13 protein-coding genes are annotated in these 14576 nt (G+C 71.3%); 5 read left to right on the top strand and 8 right to left on the bottom strand.

Annotated elements, in window-relative coordinates; translation table 11 throughout:
- The first annotated feature begins 69 nt into the window (after nt 1-69).
- Genes AC1DYG_RS01735 through AC1DYG_RS01745 form a run of 3 tightly spaced genes read left to right on the top strand, consistent with a single transcriptional unit; the run spans nt 70 to nt 3790 of the window.
- The gene (locus AC1DYG_RS01735; protein ID WP_477638160.1) at nt 70-1128 is read left to right on the top strand and encodes an extracellular solute-binding protein; all 1059 of its coding nucleotides are present in this window, start codon (nt 70-72) and stop codon (nt 1126-1128) included.
- 26 nt (nt 1129-1154) lie between these two features.
- The gene (locus AC1DYG_RS01740; protein ID WP_477638161.1) at nt 1155-2756 is read left to right on the top strand and encodes an ABC transporter permease; all 1602 of its coding nucleotides are present in this window, start codon (nt 1155-1157) and stop codon (nt 2754-2756) included.
- Nucleotides 2753-3790, top strand: a complete 1038-nt coding sequence (locus tag AC1DYG_RS01745) for an ABC transporter ATP-binding protein (RefSeq protein WP_477638162.1) — start codon at nt 2753-2755, stop codon at nt 3788-3790. The genes AC1DYG_RS01740 and AC1DYG_RS01745 overlap by 4 nt, the downstream gene beginning before the upstream one ends.
- Before the next feature lie 132 nt (nt 3791-3922).
- Here the strand turns inward: AC1DYG_RS01745 and AC1DYG_RS01750 are convergent, their stop codons facing one another.
- From AC1DYG_RS01750 to AC1DYG_RS01760, 3 genes are read right to left on the bottom strand one after another with little or no spacing between them, the layout of a single operon-like run.
- Nucleotides 3923-5152 (bottom strand): deoxyguanosinetriphosphate triphosphohydrolase, encoded by a 1230-nt coding sequence (locus tag AC1DYG_RS01750; RefSeq protein ID WP_477638163.1) that lies wholly within the window; start codon nt 5150-5152, stop codon nt 3923-3925.
- 10 nt (nt 5153-5162) lie between these two features.
- The gene (locus AC1DYG_RS01755) at nt 5163-5843 is read right to left on the bottom strand and encodes a YdeI/OmpD-associated family protein (protein ID WP_477638164.1); all 681 of its coding nucleotides are present in this window, start codon (nt 5841-5843) and stop codon (nt 5163-5165) included.
- The gene (locus tag AC1DYG_RS01760; RefSeq protein WP_477638165.1) at nt 5761-7143 is read right to left on the bottom strand and encodes an APC family permease; all 1383 of its coding nucleotides are present in this window, start codon (nt 7141-7143) and stop codon (nt 5761-5763) included. The genes AC1DYG_RS01755 and AC1DYG_RS01760 overlap by 83 nt, the downstream gene beginning before the upstream one ends.
- Before the next feature lie 80 nt (nt 7144-7223).
- On the opposite strand from AC1DYG_RS01760, the gene pdxR reads away from it, so the two are divergent.
- Entirely contained in the window at nt 7224-8660 is a 1437-nt protein-coding gene (gene pdxR, locus AC1DYG_RS01765) for a MocR-like pyridoxine biosynthesis transcription factor PdxR (RefSeq protein ID WP_477638166.1), read from the top strand.
- A gap of 111 nt (nt 8661-8771) precedes the next feature.
- Here the strand turns inward: pdxR and dusB are convergent, their stop codons facing one another.
- Complete coding sequence (dusB, locus tag AC1DYG_RS01770; protein ID WP_477638167.1) at nt 8772-9989, bottom strand: tRNA dihydrouridine synthase DusB; 1218 nt, start codon at nt 9987-9989, stop codon at nt 8772-8774.
- Nucleotides 9990-10026: 37 nt separating this feature from the next.
- Between dusB and AC1DYG_RS01775 the strand changes: the two genes are divergently transcribed.
- Complete coding sequence (locus AC1DYG_RS01775) at nt 10027-10866, top strand: sulfurtransferase (protein WP_477638168.1); 840 nt, start codon at nt 10027-10029, stop codon at nt 10864-10866.
- A gap of 46 nt (nt 10867-10912) precedes the next feature.
- Here AC1DYG_RS01775 and AC1DYG_RS01780 read toward each other — a convergent pair whose 3' ends face one another.
- Genes AC1DYG_RS01780 through AC1DYG_RS01795 form a run of 4 tightly spaced genes read right to left on the bottom strand, consistent with a single transcriptional unit; the run spans nt 10913 to nt 14566 of the window.
- Nucleotides 10913-11521, bottom strand: coding sequence for a response regulator transcription factor (locus AC1DYG_RS01780; RefSeq protein WP_477638169.1), 609 nt, complete (start codon nt 11519-11521; stop codon nt 10913-10915).
- Nucleotides 11518-12762 (bottom strand): sensor histidine kinase, encoded by a 1245-nt coding sequence (locus AC1DYG_RS01785; RefSeq protein WP_477638170.1) that lies wholly within the window; start codon nt 12760-12762, stop codon nt 11518-11520. Before AC1DYG_RS01785 ends, AC1DYG_RS01780 begins: the two co-directional genes overlap by 4 nt.
- A gap of 59 nt (nt 12763-12821) precedes the next feature.
- The gene (locus AC1DYG_RS01790) at nt 12822-13628 is read right to left on the bottom strand and encodes an ABC transporter permease (RefSeq protein ID WP_477638171.1); all 807 of its coding nucleotides are present in this window, start codon (nt 13626-13628) and stop codon (nt 12822-12824) included.
- Nucleotides 13625-14566 (bottom strand): ABC transporter ATP-binding protein, encoded by a 942-nt coding sequence (locus AC1DYG_RS01795; protein WP_477638172.1) that lies wholly within the window; start codon nt 14564-14566, stop codon nt 13625-13627. Before AC1DYG_RS01795 ends, AC1DYG_RS01790 begins: the two co-directional genes overlap by 4 nt.
- Between the last annotated feature and the right edge of the window lie 10 nt (nt 14567-14576).

The following is a 14576-nucleotide window of genomic DNA, read 5'->3' on the forward strand; positions in this document are numbered from 1 at the left end:
CACGCGGCATACCCGGACTGGGCCGTCGACGCCGCGAAAGGTAAGGTAAGGCTTGCCTTCTCATCCCCCATGTTGTTCAGGAGACCCACCACCGTGATCCGCCGACGGACCGCCCTGCTCGCCCTGGCGACCACAGCCACCCTGGCCCTGACGGCTTGCGGTGGCGACGGCAGCCTCGAGGCGGGCAAGAACCTCGACCCGGACAAGCTGACCATCTACAGCGCCCAGCACGAGAACCTCACCCAGGCCTGGGCGAAGAAGTTCCAGGAGGACACCGGCGTCAAGGTGCAGATCCGCTACGGGTCGGACTCCTCGATGGGCGCGCAGATCGTGCAGGAGGGCGCCAAGAGTCCCGCGGACGTGTTTCTCACCGAGAACTCCCCCGCCATGACGACCGTGCAGAACGCCGGACTGCTCGCCAAGGTCGACGACGCCACGATCGGCCAGGTCGGCACCGACTACGCGCCCTCGACGCACGAGTGGGTCGGGATCGCCGCTCGATCCACCGTGCTGGTCTACAACCCCAGCAAGATCACCGAGGCCGAGCTGCCGACGTCGATCATGGACCTGCAGGACCCGAAGTGGAAGGGCAAGTGGGGGGCCGCCGCAGGGGGTGCCGACTTCCAGGCCATCGTCTCGGCCATCCTCGAGACTCAAGGTCAGAACAAGACCGCCGCCTGGCTCAAGGGCCTCAAGGACGGTGCGCAGATCTACCAGAACAACATCGCGGTGATGAAGGCCGTCAACGCCGGACAGGTGCCGGTCGGGATCATGTACCACTACTACTGGTACCGCGACCAGGCGCTCACCAAGGCCGGCAGCAAGAACACCAAGCTGCTCTACTTCCGCCACCAGGACCCGGGTGCGTTCGTCAGCATCTCCGGCGGCGCGGTGCTCAAGTCGAGCAAGAGGGCCACGAACGCCCAGAAGTTCCTCGCCTTCGTGACGTCCAAGGAGGGCCAGGGCATCCTCGCCACCAGTGACGCCAAGGAGTACGCCGTGGGCAACGGAGTGGCGTCCGACCAGGCTCTGGAGCCCCTGGACACCCTCGAGGCGCCGCAGGTGGACCCGTTCAAGCTCAACGGCCCCAAGGTCATCGAGCTGATGACGACGGCCGGCATCCTCTAGGTGCCGCACTCCTCATGCCGCCGCTCATGACGTCACCCAGACCGTCTCCCCGGACATCACCCGAGACGTCGCTCAGGACACGGCGGCGGGGCCGTTCGAACCCCACCCCCGCAACGGTCGTCGCGGCCAGCCTGGTCGTGGCGGCGGTCTGCGTGCTGCCCCTCGTGGTCGTGGCGGTCAAGGCGTTCGACATCGGCTGGGGGCCGGCCTGGGACCTGCTGTGGCGGCCGCGGGTCGGTGAGCTGTTGCGCAACACGGGAGCGCTCGTGGTGCTCACGGTCTCGCTGACGACGGCGATCGGCATCGCTGCCGCCTGGCTGGTCGAACGGACCTCGCTGCCGGGTGCGCGGTTCTGGCGGGTGCTCATGGTCTGCCCGCTGGCCGTGCCGGCCTTCGTGAACTCCTACGCCTGGGTGACCGTGCGCCCCGACCTGCAGGGACTCACCGGTGCCGTGCTGGTGACGACGCTGTCCTACTTTCCCTTCGTCTTCCTGCCCGTGGCGGCCGTCCTGCGCGGTCTTGACCAGAGCCTCGAGGACTCAGCCCGGTCGTTGGGCCTGGGTCCTTGGCGGTCCTTCTTCCGCGCGGTCCTGCCCCAGCTGCGACCCGCTGCCCTCGGCGGCATGCTGCTCGTCTCGCTGCACCTGCTGTCCGAGTTCGGCGTGCTGGCGATGCTGCGGTTCCCCACCTTCACCACCGCGATCCTCGAGCAGTTCCAGGTCGCCTTCAGCAACAGTGCCGGCAGCCTGCTCGCGGTCGTGCTGATCGCCCTGTGCCTGGGGCTGCTCACGGCCGAGCTGCTGCTGCGCGGCACGGTGCGGCATGCCCGGCTGGGTCGGGGCGCCGCCCGACGCGCCCTGCCCGCCAGGCTCGGCCGGTGGACAGCGCCGGCCCTGCTCGGCATGGGGGTCCTGACGGTGCTGGCCCTGGGGGTGCCGCTCGGGAGCCTGGTCTACTGGTTCGGCGCCGGGAGCGGCGGCCTCACCGAGAGCGCCTTCGACCCGGGCGAGCTCGTCACGACCCTCTGGGGCACGTTGCGCCTCGCCCTCGTCGCGGGGGTGGTCACCGTCGTGGCGGCGTTCCCCGTCGCGTGGCTCATCGCCCGTCGCCGCACCTGGTTGTCCATCCTCGTCGAGCGAGCCACCTACGTGGCCTCATCCCTGCCCGGCGTCGTCATCGCCCTCGCGCTGGTCACCCTCTCGGTCCGCTACGCCCGCCCGGTCTACCAGACCAGCGTCGTCCTCGTCGCGGCATACGCGATCCTGTTCATCCCCCGCGCGATGGTGAGCATCCGGGCGGCCATGGCCCACGCCCCGGAGGAGCTCACCGAGGCCGCGCGGGCGCTGGGGGACGGTCCGTTCCGGGCCTTCGTGCGCGTCCTCGTGCCGCTCACCGCTCCCGGCGCCTTGGCCGGCTTCGCCATGGTGTTCATCGCGACGTCGACCGAGCTGACCGCGACGCTGCTGCTCGCCCCCACCGGCACGCAGACACTGGCGACAGCCTTCTGGAGCGCGAGTGAGAGCATCGACTACGCGGGCGCCGCGCCCTACGCCGCTGCGCTCGTGCTGGTGTCCGCCCCCCTGACCTACCTGCTGTTGCGCCGACCTGACGAGGAGCCCGCCCTGTGACCACGCTGCGCATCTCCGGTGTCGCCGCGTCCTACGACGGGCGACCCGTGCTGCACGGGCTCGACCTCGTCGTGCCGTCGGGCACCACGTCGGCGATCCTCGGCGCCTCGGGCTGCGGCAAGACGACGCTGCTGCGCGTGGTGGCCGGCTTCCAGCAGGCCGACGAGGGAGTGGTTCAGCTCGGCGACCGCACGGTCGCCGGCCCCGGTGTGTGGGTCGCCCCCGAGAAGCGTGGCATCGGCTACGTCGCCCAGGAGGGCAACCTCTTCCCCCACCTCAGCGTCGGGGCCAACGTGTCCTACGGGCTCCCCCGACACGCTCGGAGGGCGGGCGAGCGGGTGGGTGAGCTGCTCGAGCTGGTGGGGCTCTCGCCCGATCTCGCGACCCGACGCCCCGACCAGCTCTCGGGTGGGCAGCAGCAGCGGGTGGCACTGGCCCGGGCCCTCGCCAGGCGCCCCACGGTCGTGCTCCTCGACGAGCCGTTCTCCTCCCTCGACGCAGGGCTGCGGTCCTCGACCCGCGAGGCCGTCGCGCGAGCGCTGGCCCACGAGGACGTCACCGTCGTCCTCGTGACCCACGACCAGGCCGAGGCGCTGTCGTTCGCCGACCAGGTCGCGATCATGCACGACGGCCGGTTCTCCCAGGTGGGCACGCCCTCGGAGGTCTACGGCACTCCTGCGGACCGCCATGCGGCGGCGTTCCTCGGCGACGCGGTCTTCCTGCGCGGGAGTGCAGACGGCACCGATGTGAGCACCGCCCTCGGGCGGCTCGCCGTCCACCAGCCCGCTCCCGCCGGCACGGTCGACGTGCTCATCCGACCCGAGCAGATCGTGCTGCGCGACATGGCTCCCGGGATCCCCTGCGCCGAGGTCCTGTCGACGACGTACTTCGGCCACGACGCGCTCGTGGCGCTCCGGCTGCAGGCCGACCACACGGTGGTGACGGCCCGCGTCAACGGCTCCGACGTCCCGCACACCGGGTCGATCGTCGGTCTGTCGGTGGTCGGGGAGGCCCGCGCCTTCGAGGCGCACTGACCGCTCTTCGCAGCGGGTCAGCTCGCTGCACGACAGTTGCTTCACCGGACAGGGTTGTGCTTGCCCCCGGAACGGTTGTCGGGTGAAGCGCAACCAAGTCCCATGACCCGATAAAGGTGTGGTCCATCGGGGTCAGCTCCAGGCGCGGTGCAGGTACTCCGCCCGGACGTCGGTCAGTGAGGCCACCTGGTCGACGACGACGCGCAGCGCGGCCGCGTCGGACTCGGCATGCTTCCAGTCACCGAGCAGGTCGGGATCCAGCCGCCCTACGGGGTCCTGCTGGTAGCCCGTGACGAGGTCTGCCACGACCTCGCGCTGCCGCGTGAGCACGTCGACCCGCTCCTGGGCATGCATGACGAAGTGGGCGGCCACCGCCTTGAGGACGGCGCACTCGGCGCGGGTGTCGTCGGGCACCACGAGGTCTGCGGCGTAGCGGGTCAGTGGCCCGTCGCCGTGCCGCTGGCGGGTGGCCACCTCGACGCCGTGGACGAACCGCCCGATGAGTCGTGAGGTCATGTCCTTGAGCGCCGCCCGGTCCACCCGCGACCCGTCGTATGCCGTGGGGACGGCGCCGCTGGCCAGCACGCGTTCGAGCGCCGCACCGAGGGCGTCGACCCCGAGGTCCGCGGCATAGAGTCCCGTGGCCACGGCCAGCACCGAGTCGACGTCGGTGGTGTCGCGCAGTCGTCGAACGTCCAGGCGGCCCGAGGCGATCGCGTCCTCGACATCGTGCACCGAGTAGGCGACGTCGTCGGACCAGTCCATGACGTCGGCCTCGATGCAGCGTTCACCCGGCGCCCTGCCGTCACGGAACCAGTCGAACACCGGCACGTCATCGGCATAGACGCCGAACTTCCTTGTGGGAGTGCTGCTCTCGCCACGCACCCAGGGGTACTTGGTCGCAGCGTCCAACGTGGCGCGAGTGAGGTTGAGGCCAGCGGGGCGGCCGTCGGGATGGACGCGTTTGGGTTCGAGGCGGGTCAGCAGGCGCAGCGTCTGGGCGTTGCCCTCGAAGCCGCCGATGTCGCTGGCGATGTCGTCCAGGGCGCGCTCACCGTTGTGGCCGAAGGGTGGGTGCCCGAGGTCGTGGGCCAGGCACGCGGAGTCGACGACGTCGGCGCTGCAGCCGAGGGCCTCGCCGAACTCCCGACCGATCTGGGCCACCTCGAGGCTGTGGGTGAGTCGGTTGCGGACGAAGTCGTCGTCGCCGGGCTGCACGACCTGGGTCTTGGCCGACAGTCGACGGAGCGAGGCGGAGTGGACGAGCCTGGCCCGGTCCCGGGCGAAGTCGTCGCGGTCGGCGCGCCTGGTGGCAGGGTCCTCCCGCACCCAGCGCTCCTGGTCGACCGAGCTGTAAGCCACGGCGCCGAGCCTACGGCCGGGCACCACGGGCCGCCTCGGCAGCCCGCTCCACCCACTTGGGCTGCTCGCCGTAGCGCTGGCCGGGGATCAGTCGCCCGGCGGCACTGTCTGCCAGCAGCTGGGCCATCCGCTTGTCCCGAGTGGCCTCCTGCTTGGCGGTCATCACCCAGTGCAGGGCGAGCTTCTTGTAGGACGCGGTGGCGACCTCCCAGAAGGCACTGGCCGCGGCGTCGGCGGCCAGCCGCGCGGCATACTCGGGCGCCAGCTCGACCTCACCCGAATCGTAGGAGTAGATGCCGGACCGGTCGGCTCGGCGCAGGTCGTAGGCAGCAAGGCCGGACGGCTGCATGCGGCCCTCGGCCTTCAGACGCTCGACGGCCGCGATGTTGATCGCGCTCCAGTTGCTCGTGCGCTTGCGCGGGGTCCAGCGCTGCCGCGTCGTGTCCTCGTCGATGCGCTGCGCGACCGAGTCGATCCAGCCCCAGCACAGGGCCTCGACGACGGCCTCCTCCCAGGTGAGCCCGCGGTCGGCGACGTGCCTCTTGTTCAAGCCCATCCAGAGCTCGGTGGCAGTGTCGTGGTTGACCGCCAGCCAGGCCCCGAACTCCTCAGGTCCCGAGAAGAACGTCGCAGGCCTCTCCGGAGTCCCGCCAGGTGTGCCGATCTGGCTCGGTGTGTCCTTCCGCTTCATGGGCGAAGCCTGCCACGACGCTCCGACGCCCGCGCCACGTCCGGTAGCCCACAGCTGCCGCCGCGATCCCGACTGCCCACAGCACGTGCGACCCGTTCATGACCAGCAGTCCGAGCACCGACGTCAGGGCCACGATCGCGGTCCACCACACCCGGGACCCGCGTGGGAGCAGCCGAACGGCGGCCGCGGTGCCGAGGACGTAGACGAGGGTGAAGCAACCGGTGGCCAGCAGCATCAACGGGGTCAGACCGAGGTGCAGCACCTCCCCGGCGAACAGCCAGAGGACCGACTGCACGGCGATGACGGCCAGACTCCGCCGGGGCACCTCACCAGCGCCCGAGCCCGCGGAGAGGTATGCCGGCAGGGCGCCGTCGCGGGCCAGCGCAGCCCCCAGCCGGGCCCCGCCCGCAAAGTACGCGTTCATGGCGCCGACCGTGAGGAGGATGGCCACCACGGCCGTGACGACCCGCACCTGTCCACCGAGGCCCGCCGCGAGCAGGTCGGACAACGGCGCCTCGCTCGAACCCGTGGCCGGCCCGAGCACCATCAGGCTGGTGGCAGCGAGGGCGAGGTAGAGCGTGCCGACGACCACCACGGCGACTGCCGTGGCCCGGGGTACGTCGCGAGACGGTCGCCGATAGTCCCCGGCGAGCGACGCGACGGCCTCCCAGCCGGCGAAGCCCCAGACCAGCAACGCGGCAGCCGGCCCCACGGCGGCCCAGCCGTGGGGTGCGAACGGCTGCAGGTGCTCCATCCGGGCATGCGGCAGTGCGGCCACGATCGTGACCACCATCAGGGTGGCGAGGACAGCGGTGAGACCCAGCTGGATGCGACCCGACAGGCGCAGCCCGGCGGCGTTCATCAGCGCGACGCCCACGATGAGGGCGACCGCGACCGTGACAGCCACGGTTCGTCCACCGCCGAAGGCGTCGGAGACGTACCCTCCAGCCATCAGCGACGCCGGCGGCGCCCCCACGGGTACCGCGAAGTAGAAGCACCACCCGACGGCCGCGGAGGCCTTGGGCCCGAAGGCACGCCGAACGTAGGTCGAGACCCCACCGCTGTCGGGGAACCGCGCGCCCATCGCCGCGAACGTCGACGCCAGCGGGGCGCTGAGCAGCACCAGCGCCGCCCAGGCGACGAGCGAGGCCGGCCCGGCGATACCCGCGGCGATCGCCGGCAGCGTGATGACGCCTGTGCCGAGCACCGCACCGATCGACAGGGCGGCGCCCTGCGGAACGGACAGCCCGAACGGCTGCGTACCGGTGGTGCTGGTGGGGGTCGAGGTGGTCGAGGTCATGCGTCCAGCGTGCCGGTCGATTGGACCCGTGCGAAGGGCCACTTCTCGTCAACGTGGTTGGACCAATCTAGGCTGGTGGAGTGGACCTGCACCTGCGCCCGCACCTGGGCCTGTCCCTCGACGGTGTCGCCGTCGGCGACCGCGCCTCGACCCTCTACCAGCTCTTGCTCGAGGCCCTCGTCGACGGGCGGCTGGCCTCGGGGTCGAGGGTCCCACCCACGCGCGCGCTCGCCACCGAGCTTGGCCTGTCGCGCGGCACCGTCACCACGGTCTACGACCGCCTGACCGCTGAGGGCTTCCTGGTGACCCGGGTCGGGTCGGGCACCTTCGTGAGCAGGGACGTCGTGCCACACCGCACGCGGCACGCACCGGTCGGCGACGTGCGACCGCGGGCCGTCTGGGCGACCCTGCCTCCCCCGGTGCTCGACGCGCCGGCCGCTGAGTTCGACCTGTCCGTGGGCGGTCCCGACACCTCGTTGTTCCCCCTCGCGGTCTGGCGCCGGCTCGTCTCGGCCACGCTCCGTCCGTCGCTGTTGGCCGCCTCGGCCTACGAAGGTCACGGGGATGCCGCCCTGCGGCAAGAGATCGCGAGGTATGCCGGCCTGTCCCGTTCCGTCGTCGCCGGCCCGGCGGACGTGCTGCTCACCAATGGCGCCCAGCAGGGGCTCGACGTCGTCGCGCGGGCGGTGCTCGATCCCGGTGACGTCGTCGTCGTCGAGGATCCCGGCTACACCGCTGCGACACGGCTGTTCGTCTCGCACGGCGCCCGGGTCCAGGGGGTGCGCGTGGATGCCGAGGGCCTGGTTGTCGAGGAGCTCCCACGCACCGCCCGGATGGTCTACGTCACCCCGTCCCACCAGTTCCCGACCGGCGCGGTGATGTCACTGCGGCGACGGATCGCGTTGCTGGAGTGGGCAGCTCGACGCAACGCAGTCATCGTCGAGGACGACTACGACTCGGAGTTCCGGTTCGAGGACCGGCCGCTCGCACCACTGCAGAGCCTCGATCGGGACGGGCGCGTCGTCTATGTCGGGTCGTTCTCCAAGACCCTGATGCCGTCACTTCGCGTGGGTTACCTCATCGCCCCCCAGTCGCTTCAGCACACCCTGCGACAGGCCAAGCTGCTGACCGACTGGCAGGGAGATGCCGTGACCCAGGGCGCTCTCGCGCGGTTCATGGCCGAGGGTCTGCTCTCCGCCCATGTCCGCCGGGTCACCCGGGTCTACGCGCAGCGCCGGGCGGCCCTCGTGAGCGGTCTGGAGAGCCTGCCAGCAGGCACCCTGGAGCTGCTCCCGTCCTCGGCTGGGCTGCACCTGTGCACCTACTTCGTCGACCGGACCGTCGACGACGTGGCGGTGGCCAGGGCCGCGTCGGAGGCCGGGGTGTCGCTCGAGCCGGTGTCGGTGCGTTTCCTGGACACGCCGCCGCGGCCCGGACTCGCGATGGGGTTCCGTCGAGTCACCGTCGAGCGGGTCCCCGAAGCCATCCGCCGACTCTCGACCGTTCTCCCGAGCTGACCCGGCGCCTGACCTATAGACACTGCTCCGTGTCACTGACTCATGCAAAAGGCGAGTTAGCGCCGCAGCCACAGCGGCGCCAACTCGCCTTTTGCATGACGGAGCGTCGGGTCAGCCGCCGGAAACCGACAGCTCGGCCTCGGACACGGCGTGGCGGTGGGCCTCGCTGAGCTCCTGGCTGTCGAGCCACCCCTCAGGCAGGGCGACGTGTCGGGGCGATCCAGCCCGCCCGCGTTGCCCCTCGGCGGCGTCACCCGGCCAGGGAGCCGAGGCGTCCATCGTGGCGATCAGCCGGTCCAGCGCTGCGAGCGAGTCGACGAGCGCGAGCTGGTGGCGCACCGTGGAACCAGCGGGGAATCCCTTGAGGTACCACGCGATGTGCTTGCGGATGTCACGGCAGGCCTTGTACTCGTCGCCGTAGAAGTCGATGAGGTACTCGGTGTGCCGGCGCATGGTCGCCGTCACCTCGCCGAGCGTGGGCTCGACCCGCGCGGGCGTCCCGGCGAAGGCCGCCGCGAGGTCGGTGAACAGCCACGGACGACCCAGGCAGCCGCGCCCGACGACCACGCCGTCACAACCCGTCTCGTGGGCCATCCGGACGGCGTCCTCGGCCGACCAGATGTCACCGTTGCCGAGCACCGGGATGCTCCGCACGGTCTCCTTGAGCCGTGCGATGGCGCTCCAGTCGGCTTCACCTGAGTAGGCCTGCGACGCGGTGCGACCGTGCAGGGCGACGGCTGCGACCCCGGCCCGCTCGGCGATGAGCCCGGCCTCGAGATAGGTCAGGTGCTCGTCGTCGATGCCCTTGCGCATCTTGACGGTGACGGGCACGGCATACGGGCTCGCCTCGCGAACCGCGCCGGTGACGATGGCTTGGAAGAGGTCGCGTTTCCACGGCAGGGCGGCGCCGCCGCCCTTGCGGGTGACCTTCGGGACGGGGCAACCGAAGTTGAGGTCGATGTGGTCGGCGCGGTCTTCGGTGACGAGCATCCGCACGGCGGCGGCGACGGTGGCGGGGTCGACGCCGTAGAGCTGGATCGATCGCGGGTTCTCCTGGGGGTCGTGCTCGATCAGCCGCATCGACTCGGGCGTGCGCTCGACGAGGGCGCGTGAGGTGATCATCTCGCTGACGTACAGCGAGGTCGCGCCACTGGCGCCACCCTGGTCGAGCCCCTGGTCGCCGTACTCGCGGCACAGCTTGCGGAACGCCCGGTTCGTGATGCCGGCCATCGGGGCGAGCACGACCGGCGACTCGATGGTGTGCCGGCCGATCTGCAGCGGCGGCAGTACGGCGGTCGGCGCGCTGTGGCGCGTGGAGGTGGCGGTCATGGCGCCCCAGTCTCCCATCTGATGCTTGACTGGCCGAATGCGTGCCCTCGTCAGCGCCCAGGACCTCCTCGAGGAGCTCACCAGCACCCCTGGTGGCGTGGTCCTCATCGACGTCCAGTGGAATCTCACCACCGCCGCGGGCCCGCCGGGGCGCGAGCTGTATGCCGCAGGGCACCTCCCCGGCGCCCACCACGTCGACCTCGACGCCGAGCTCGCCGGGCCGCCGGGGCGCGGTGGCCGGCACCCGCTCCCCCAGGCGCACGCGGTCGCGGCAGCGGCGCAGCGAAGCGGCGCCGCGAACGACTCACGCATCGTCGTCTACGACCAGGGCCCCTCGTATGCCGCGGCCCGGGCGTGGTGGGTGCTGCGCCACTTCGGGGCGAGCGACGTGCGCGTCCTCAATGGGGGGCTCGGCGCCTGGCGGTCCGCCGGCGGACCGGTGACGGCGGAGCTGCCCGCACCCGGCGCGGGGACGTTCGAGGCGCACGCCGGGGGCATGTCCGTCGTCGACGCCGCCGGTGCGGGTGGGGCGGCCAGGGACGGCGTGCTGCTCGACGTCCGGGCGCCCGAGCGGTTCCGCGGCGAGGCCGAGCCGATCGACCCGGTCGCAGGTCGGGTGCCCGGCGCCGTCAGTGCCCCCACGACCGACAGCCTGGATCCCGACGGGCGGTTCCTGGTCGCCGACCGCCTGCGAGAGGTGTTCGCCCGCAAAGGACTTCCGACAGCGGGACCGGTGGCGGCCTACTGCGGATCCGGCGTCACGGCAGCGCATACCGTGCTCGCGCTGCACGAGGTCGGCATCGAGGCGGCGCTCTATGTCGGGTCGTGGAGCGAGTGGATCACCGACCCGAACCGCCCTGTGGCGACCGGCGACTGAGCGCTTGAGCGCCTGCGCCACAGGACCACCGCTCAGCGCGAGCCGCTCAGAGCCAGCCGTACTCGTCGGCGATCCGCACGGCGTCCGCGCGGTTGCGGGCCATCGTCTTGCCGATCGCTGACGACAGGTGGTTGCGCACGGTGCCCTCCGAGAGACTCACGTGCCTGGCGATGTCGGCCACCGACCCGCCCTCCCGGGCGGCCACCAGCACCTCGGTCTCGCGCGCCGTGAGCGGCGACTCACCACCGGCCAGCGAGTCGGCGGCCAGGGCCGGATCGACCACCCTCAGCCCGGAGTGCACGCGGCGCACGGCTTCGGCGAGCTGACGGGCGGGGGTGTCCTTGACGACGAAGCCACTGGCCCCTGCCTGCAGCGCCCGACGCAGGAAGCCGGGCCGGCCGAAGGTCGTGACGATGAGGACGCGCACGGCCGGCATCGCGTCGTGGAGCGCTGCCGTGGCCGCGATCCCGTCCAGGCCCGGCATCTCGACGTCGATGAGCGCGACGTCCGGCTTGCTGCTGCGCGCCGCGGCGACCACGGCGTCACCGCTGCCGACCTCCGCCACGACCTCCATGTCGGGTTCGAGGCCGAGGAGGGTGGCGATGGCACCACGGACCATGGCCTGGTCGTCGGCCAGCAGCAGGCGGATCGTCATGCCTCAACCCTCTCGTGCGAGTCCGGGTCCGCGGAGCGCGGGTGCGGGGAAGCGGTGACCGACAGCTCGAAGCCGTGTGGTGAGACGGCTGCCGTGAAGAGGCGGGCGCCGGCGCCCTCCGCGCGTTCCTTGAGTCCGACCAGGCCAGTGCCGGGCGTGCCGGGCCGGGACCCGGCACCGTTGTCGACGATGGTGATCCCGCGTTCGTCGAGGGTCACGCGGCAGCTGGTTGCCCCGCTGTGGCGGATGACGTTGGTGACGCCCTCGCGCAGCGCCCAGGCGCACAGCTCGCGCAGGTGGCTGGGCACGGCGTCGGCCGCGGTGGGCAGGTCCGCCTCGATGCCTGCGGCCGCCAGCGAGGACCGGGCGCGGGCCAGCTCGGCCGGCAACGACGTCTCGCGGAAACCGGCCACGGCCTGGCGTACGTCGGCGAGGGCGTCTCGCGCCAGCCGCTCGAGGTCTGCAACCTCCACCTTGGCCCGCTCCGGGCTGACGTCCATCAACCGCGCAGCCAGCTCGGCCTTGACGGTGATGACCGTGAGGCTGTGGCCGAGGATGTCGTGGACGTCCCGGGCCATCCGGTTGCGCTCGTCCTGGATGGCCAGTCGCGCGTTCTCCTCGCGCGCCTCGGCGAGGGCCCGCTGCCGCTGCGACGCGATCATGCCTCCGGTGACGGCGGCCATGGCGAGCACCATCGACATGCTGATGCTCGCGTCGTGGCGCCAGCCGTCGACGTGGAGGGTGAGGAACTCGTAGAGCGCCACCAGCGCTCCTCCGATCGCCAGCCCGATGCGAACCCGGAAGGTCCACAACCCCGACACCGCGAGGAACACCCAGGTGGCCGCGCCCTCCTGGCCGATGGTGACGGTGGCCAGCGCCGCCAGGACGGCCAGCCCTGCCCAGTAGAGGAGCCCCACCGACGTGACGTACCAGCGGGAACCGATCGCGCCGCGAGTCCCCCAGACAGCCGCTCGCAGGTGGGAGAAGTGCACGAGGTAGAGCACGACGAACAGCGCGAGCACCACCAGGCCGCCGTCTGCACGCAGGGTCTCTCGCTGCTCCCAGGCCGCACCAACCGCGTCCCAGAGGAACACGAGCCAGATGCTGGCGAAGAAGAATCCGAGAACGCGTTCGCCCCATGTGTTGTCCCCCGTGCCCGCGAAGAACTGCGGGCGAGGGTCGGGGACCCCGGCACGTCCGTGCGTCTCGGGGACCGCGTCCTCCGTGCTGTGCAGGCTCACAGGGCCCAGCCTCTCAGAGACCGGGTCGGTGGTGAACGGCCGCAACGCCTGCCGCAGGCTCAGACGCGGGCCGTGTCTCGTCGGAACCGCCACGCCGCCCCTCCTGCGAAGACTGCGAGCCAGACGGCGACGTTGACCACGGCCGCCCACCCCGGACCGATCCCCTTGAGGGGCGCGTGGGCCAGCTCGCTGAGGCCGTACATCGGGGTGAGCTCGGCGATCGTCTGGAACGTCGACCCCAGCTGGTCCAGCGGCGTGAACAAGCCACCCAGGAAGGCCAACAGGGCCAAGCCCGGACCGAGGATCTGCATGACGTTCTCACTCGGGAGCAAGTACCCCATGAAGACCCCGAACGCGGCAAAGACCAGCGACCCCACCCAGGCGATCAGGGCTGTTTCGACCCACAGCGGGCCATCCAGCTGCGCCTGCGTGAAGCCGCCCGCGGCATACGTCACGACGACCGAGACCGCACCGAGGAGCATCGCGACGAGCACCTTCACGACGATGTATGCCGCGGGGGTCAGCGGCGTGAGCCGCAGCTGGCGGCTCCAACCCTGGCTGCGTTCCGTGGCGACCATCGCGCCACCCGCGGTCGTGGAGAGCATCGCGCCGTACAGCGCCATCGAGATCATGATCGAGGCCGCCCAGTTGCCGTGCGGTCCGGCACTCTGCAACGAGTAGTCCTTCCCCGTGCCGAACAGCAGGAAGAAGACCACAGGGAGGACGATCGAGAAGATCACGGTGCGTCGGTTGCGGAGCAGGCGGCGCACCTCGATCCGCAGCAGGGTGCTGTTGAGGCCGCCGAGGGGTGGGACGTTCCGCTGCGGGACCGCGGGAGCAGTCGTGGACGCGCTGGTGGTGCTCATGGCTGGCCTTCTTCCTTGGTGAGCGAGATGAAGGCGTCCTCGAGCCCGCGCGAGGTGATCTCGAGGTCGCGAGCGTCGGTGGACGCGAGCAGGTGGCGGGCGACGGCATCGCTGTCGGTGGACGCGATCAGGATGGAATCACCTCTCAGCTCGACCGTCTCGACTCCTGGAAGTCCTTGCAGCGCACTGACATCCGCACCCGGCAACGTCGCCCGCACGGTCCGTCCGGACACCAGCGCCTTGACCTGCGCAGCGGTGCCGTCAGCGACGACGCGGCCGTGGCTGACCAGCACGATCCGGTCGGCGTAGGCATCAGCCTCTTCGAGGTAGTGGGTGGCGAACAGCACCGTGCGCCCCTGCGCGGCGTCCTCACGGATGGCTCCCCAGAAGTCGCGACGCCCGGTGACGTCCATGCCGGTCGTGGGTTCGTCCAGCACGAGCAGCTCGGGGTCGGGCAGCAGCGCCATGGCAAACCGCAGGCGCTGCTGCTGGCCGCCCGAGCACTTCACGACCCGCCTTGCGGCGATGTCGGCGATGCCGGCGCGACCCAGCACCTCCGCCACTGGTCGAGTGTCGCTGAACAGGCTTGCCGTGAGGCGCAGCGTCTCCTCGACGGTCAGGTCCTTGAGCAGGCCGCCGGACTGCATCACGGCCGAGACGAGCCCGCGGCGAACGGCCGCCGAGGGCTCCATGCCGTAGACCAGGGCGCTTCCCTGGTCGGGGCGCGACAGCCCGAGCATCAGGTCGATCGTGGTCGTCTTGCCGGCCCCGTTGGGCCCCAGGAACGCGATGATCTCGCCCGGCCGCACGGTCAGGTCGATCCCGCGGACAGCCCGGACGCTGCCAAAGCTCTTCGTGAGCCCCCGGAGCTCGATGGCGGGCACCTCGGTGGCTCGTGGCGGCCCCACGGTCTGCGTCGGGGTCTGCGTCTGTGGCATGGCTCCACCA

It is taken from the genome of Pedococcus sp. P1_H8 (assembly GCF_056405175.1).

Coding starts and splice junctions, on each gene's coding strand:
- AC1DYG_RS01795 (WP_477638172.1), bottom strand. CDS start 14,566: ATGCCACAGACGCAGACCCCGACGCAGACCGTGGGGCCGCCACGAGCC.
- AC1DYG_RS01775 (WP_477638168.1), top strand. CDS start 10,027: ATGCGTGCCCTCGTCAGCGCCCAGGACCTCCTCGAGGAGCTCACCAGC.
- AC1DYG_RS01735 (WP_477638160.1), top strand. CDS start 70: ATGTTGTTCAGGAGACCCACCACCGTGATCCGCCGACGGACCGCCCTG.
- AC1DYG_RS01760 (WP_477638165.1), bottom strand. CDS start 7,143: ATGACCTCGACCACCTCGACCCCCACCAGCACCACCGGTACGCAGCCG.
- AC1DYG_RS01755 (WP_477638164.1), bottom strand. CDS start 5,843: ATGAAGCGGAAGGACACACCGAGCCAGATCGGCACACCTGGCGGGACT.
- AC1DYG_RS01780 (WP_477638169.1), bottom strand. CDS start 11,521: ATGACGATCCGCCTGCTGCTGGCCGACGACCAGGCCATGGTCCGTGGT.
- AC1DYG_RS01790 (WP_477638171.1), bottom strand. CDS start 13,628: ATGAGCACCACCAGCGCGTCCACGACTGCTCCCGCGGTCCCGCAGCGG.
- AC1DYG_RS01740 (WP_477638161.1), top strand. CDS start 1,155: ATGACGTCACCCAGACCGTCTCCCCGGACATCACCCGAGACGTCGCTC.
- dusB (WP_477638167.1), bottom strand. CDS start 9,989: ATGACCGCCACCTCCACGCGCCACAGCGCGCCGACCGCCGTACTGCCG.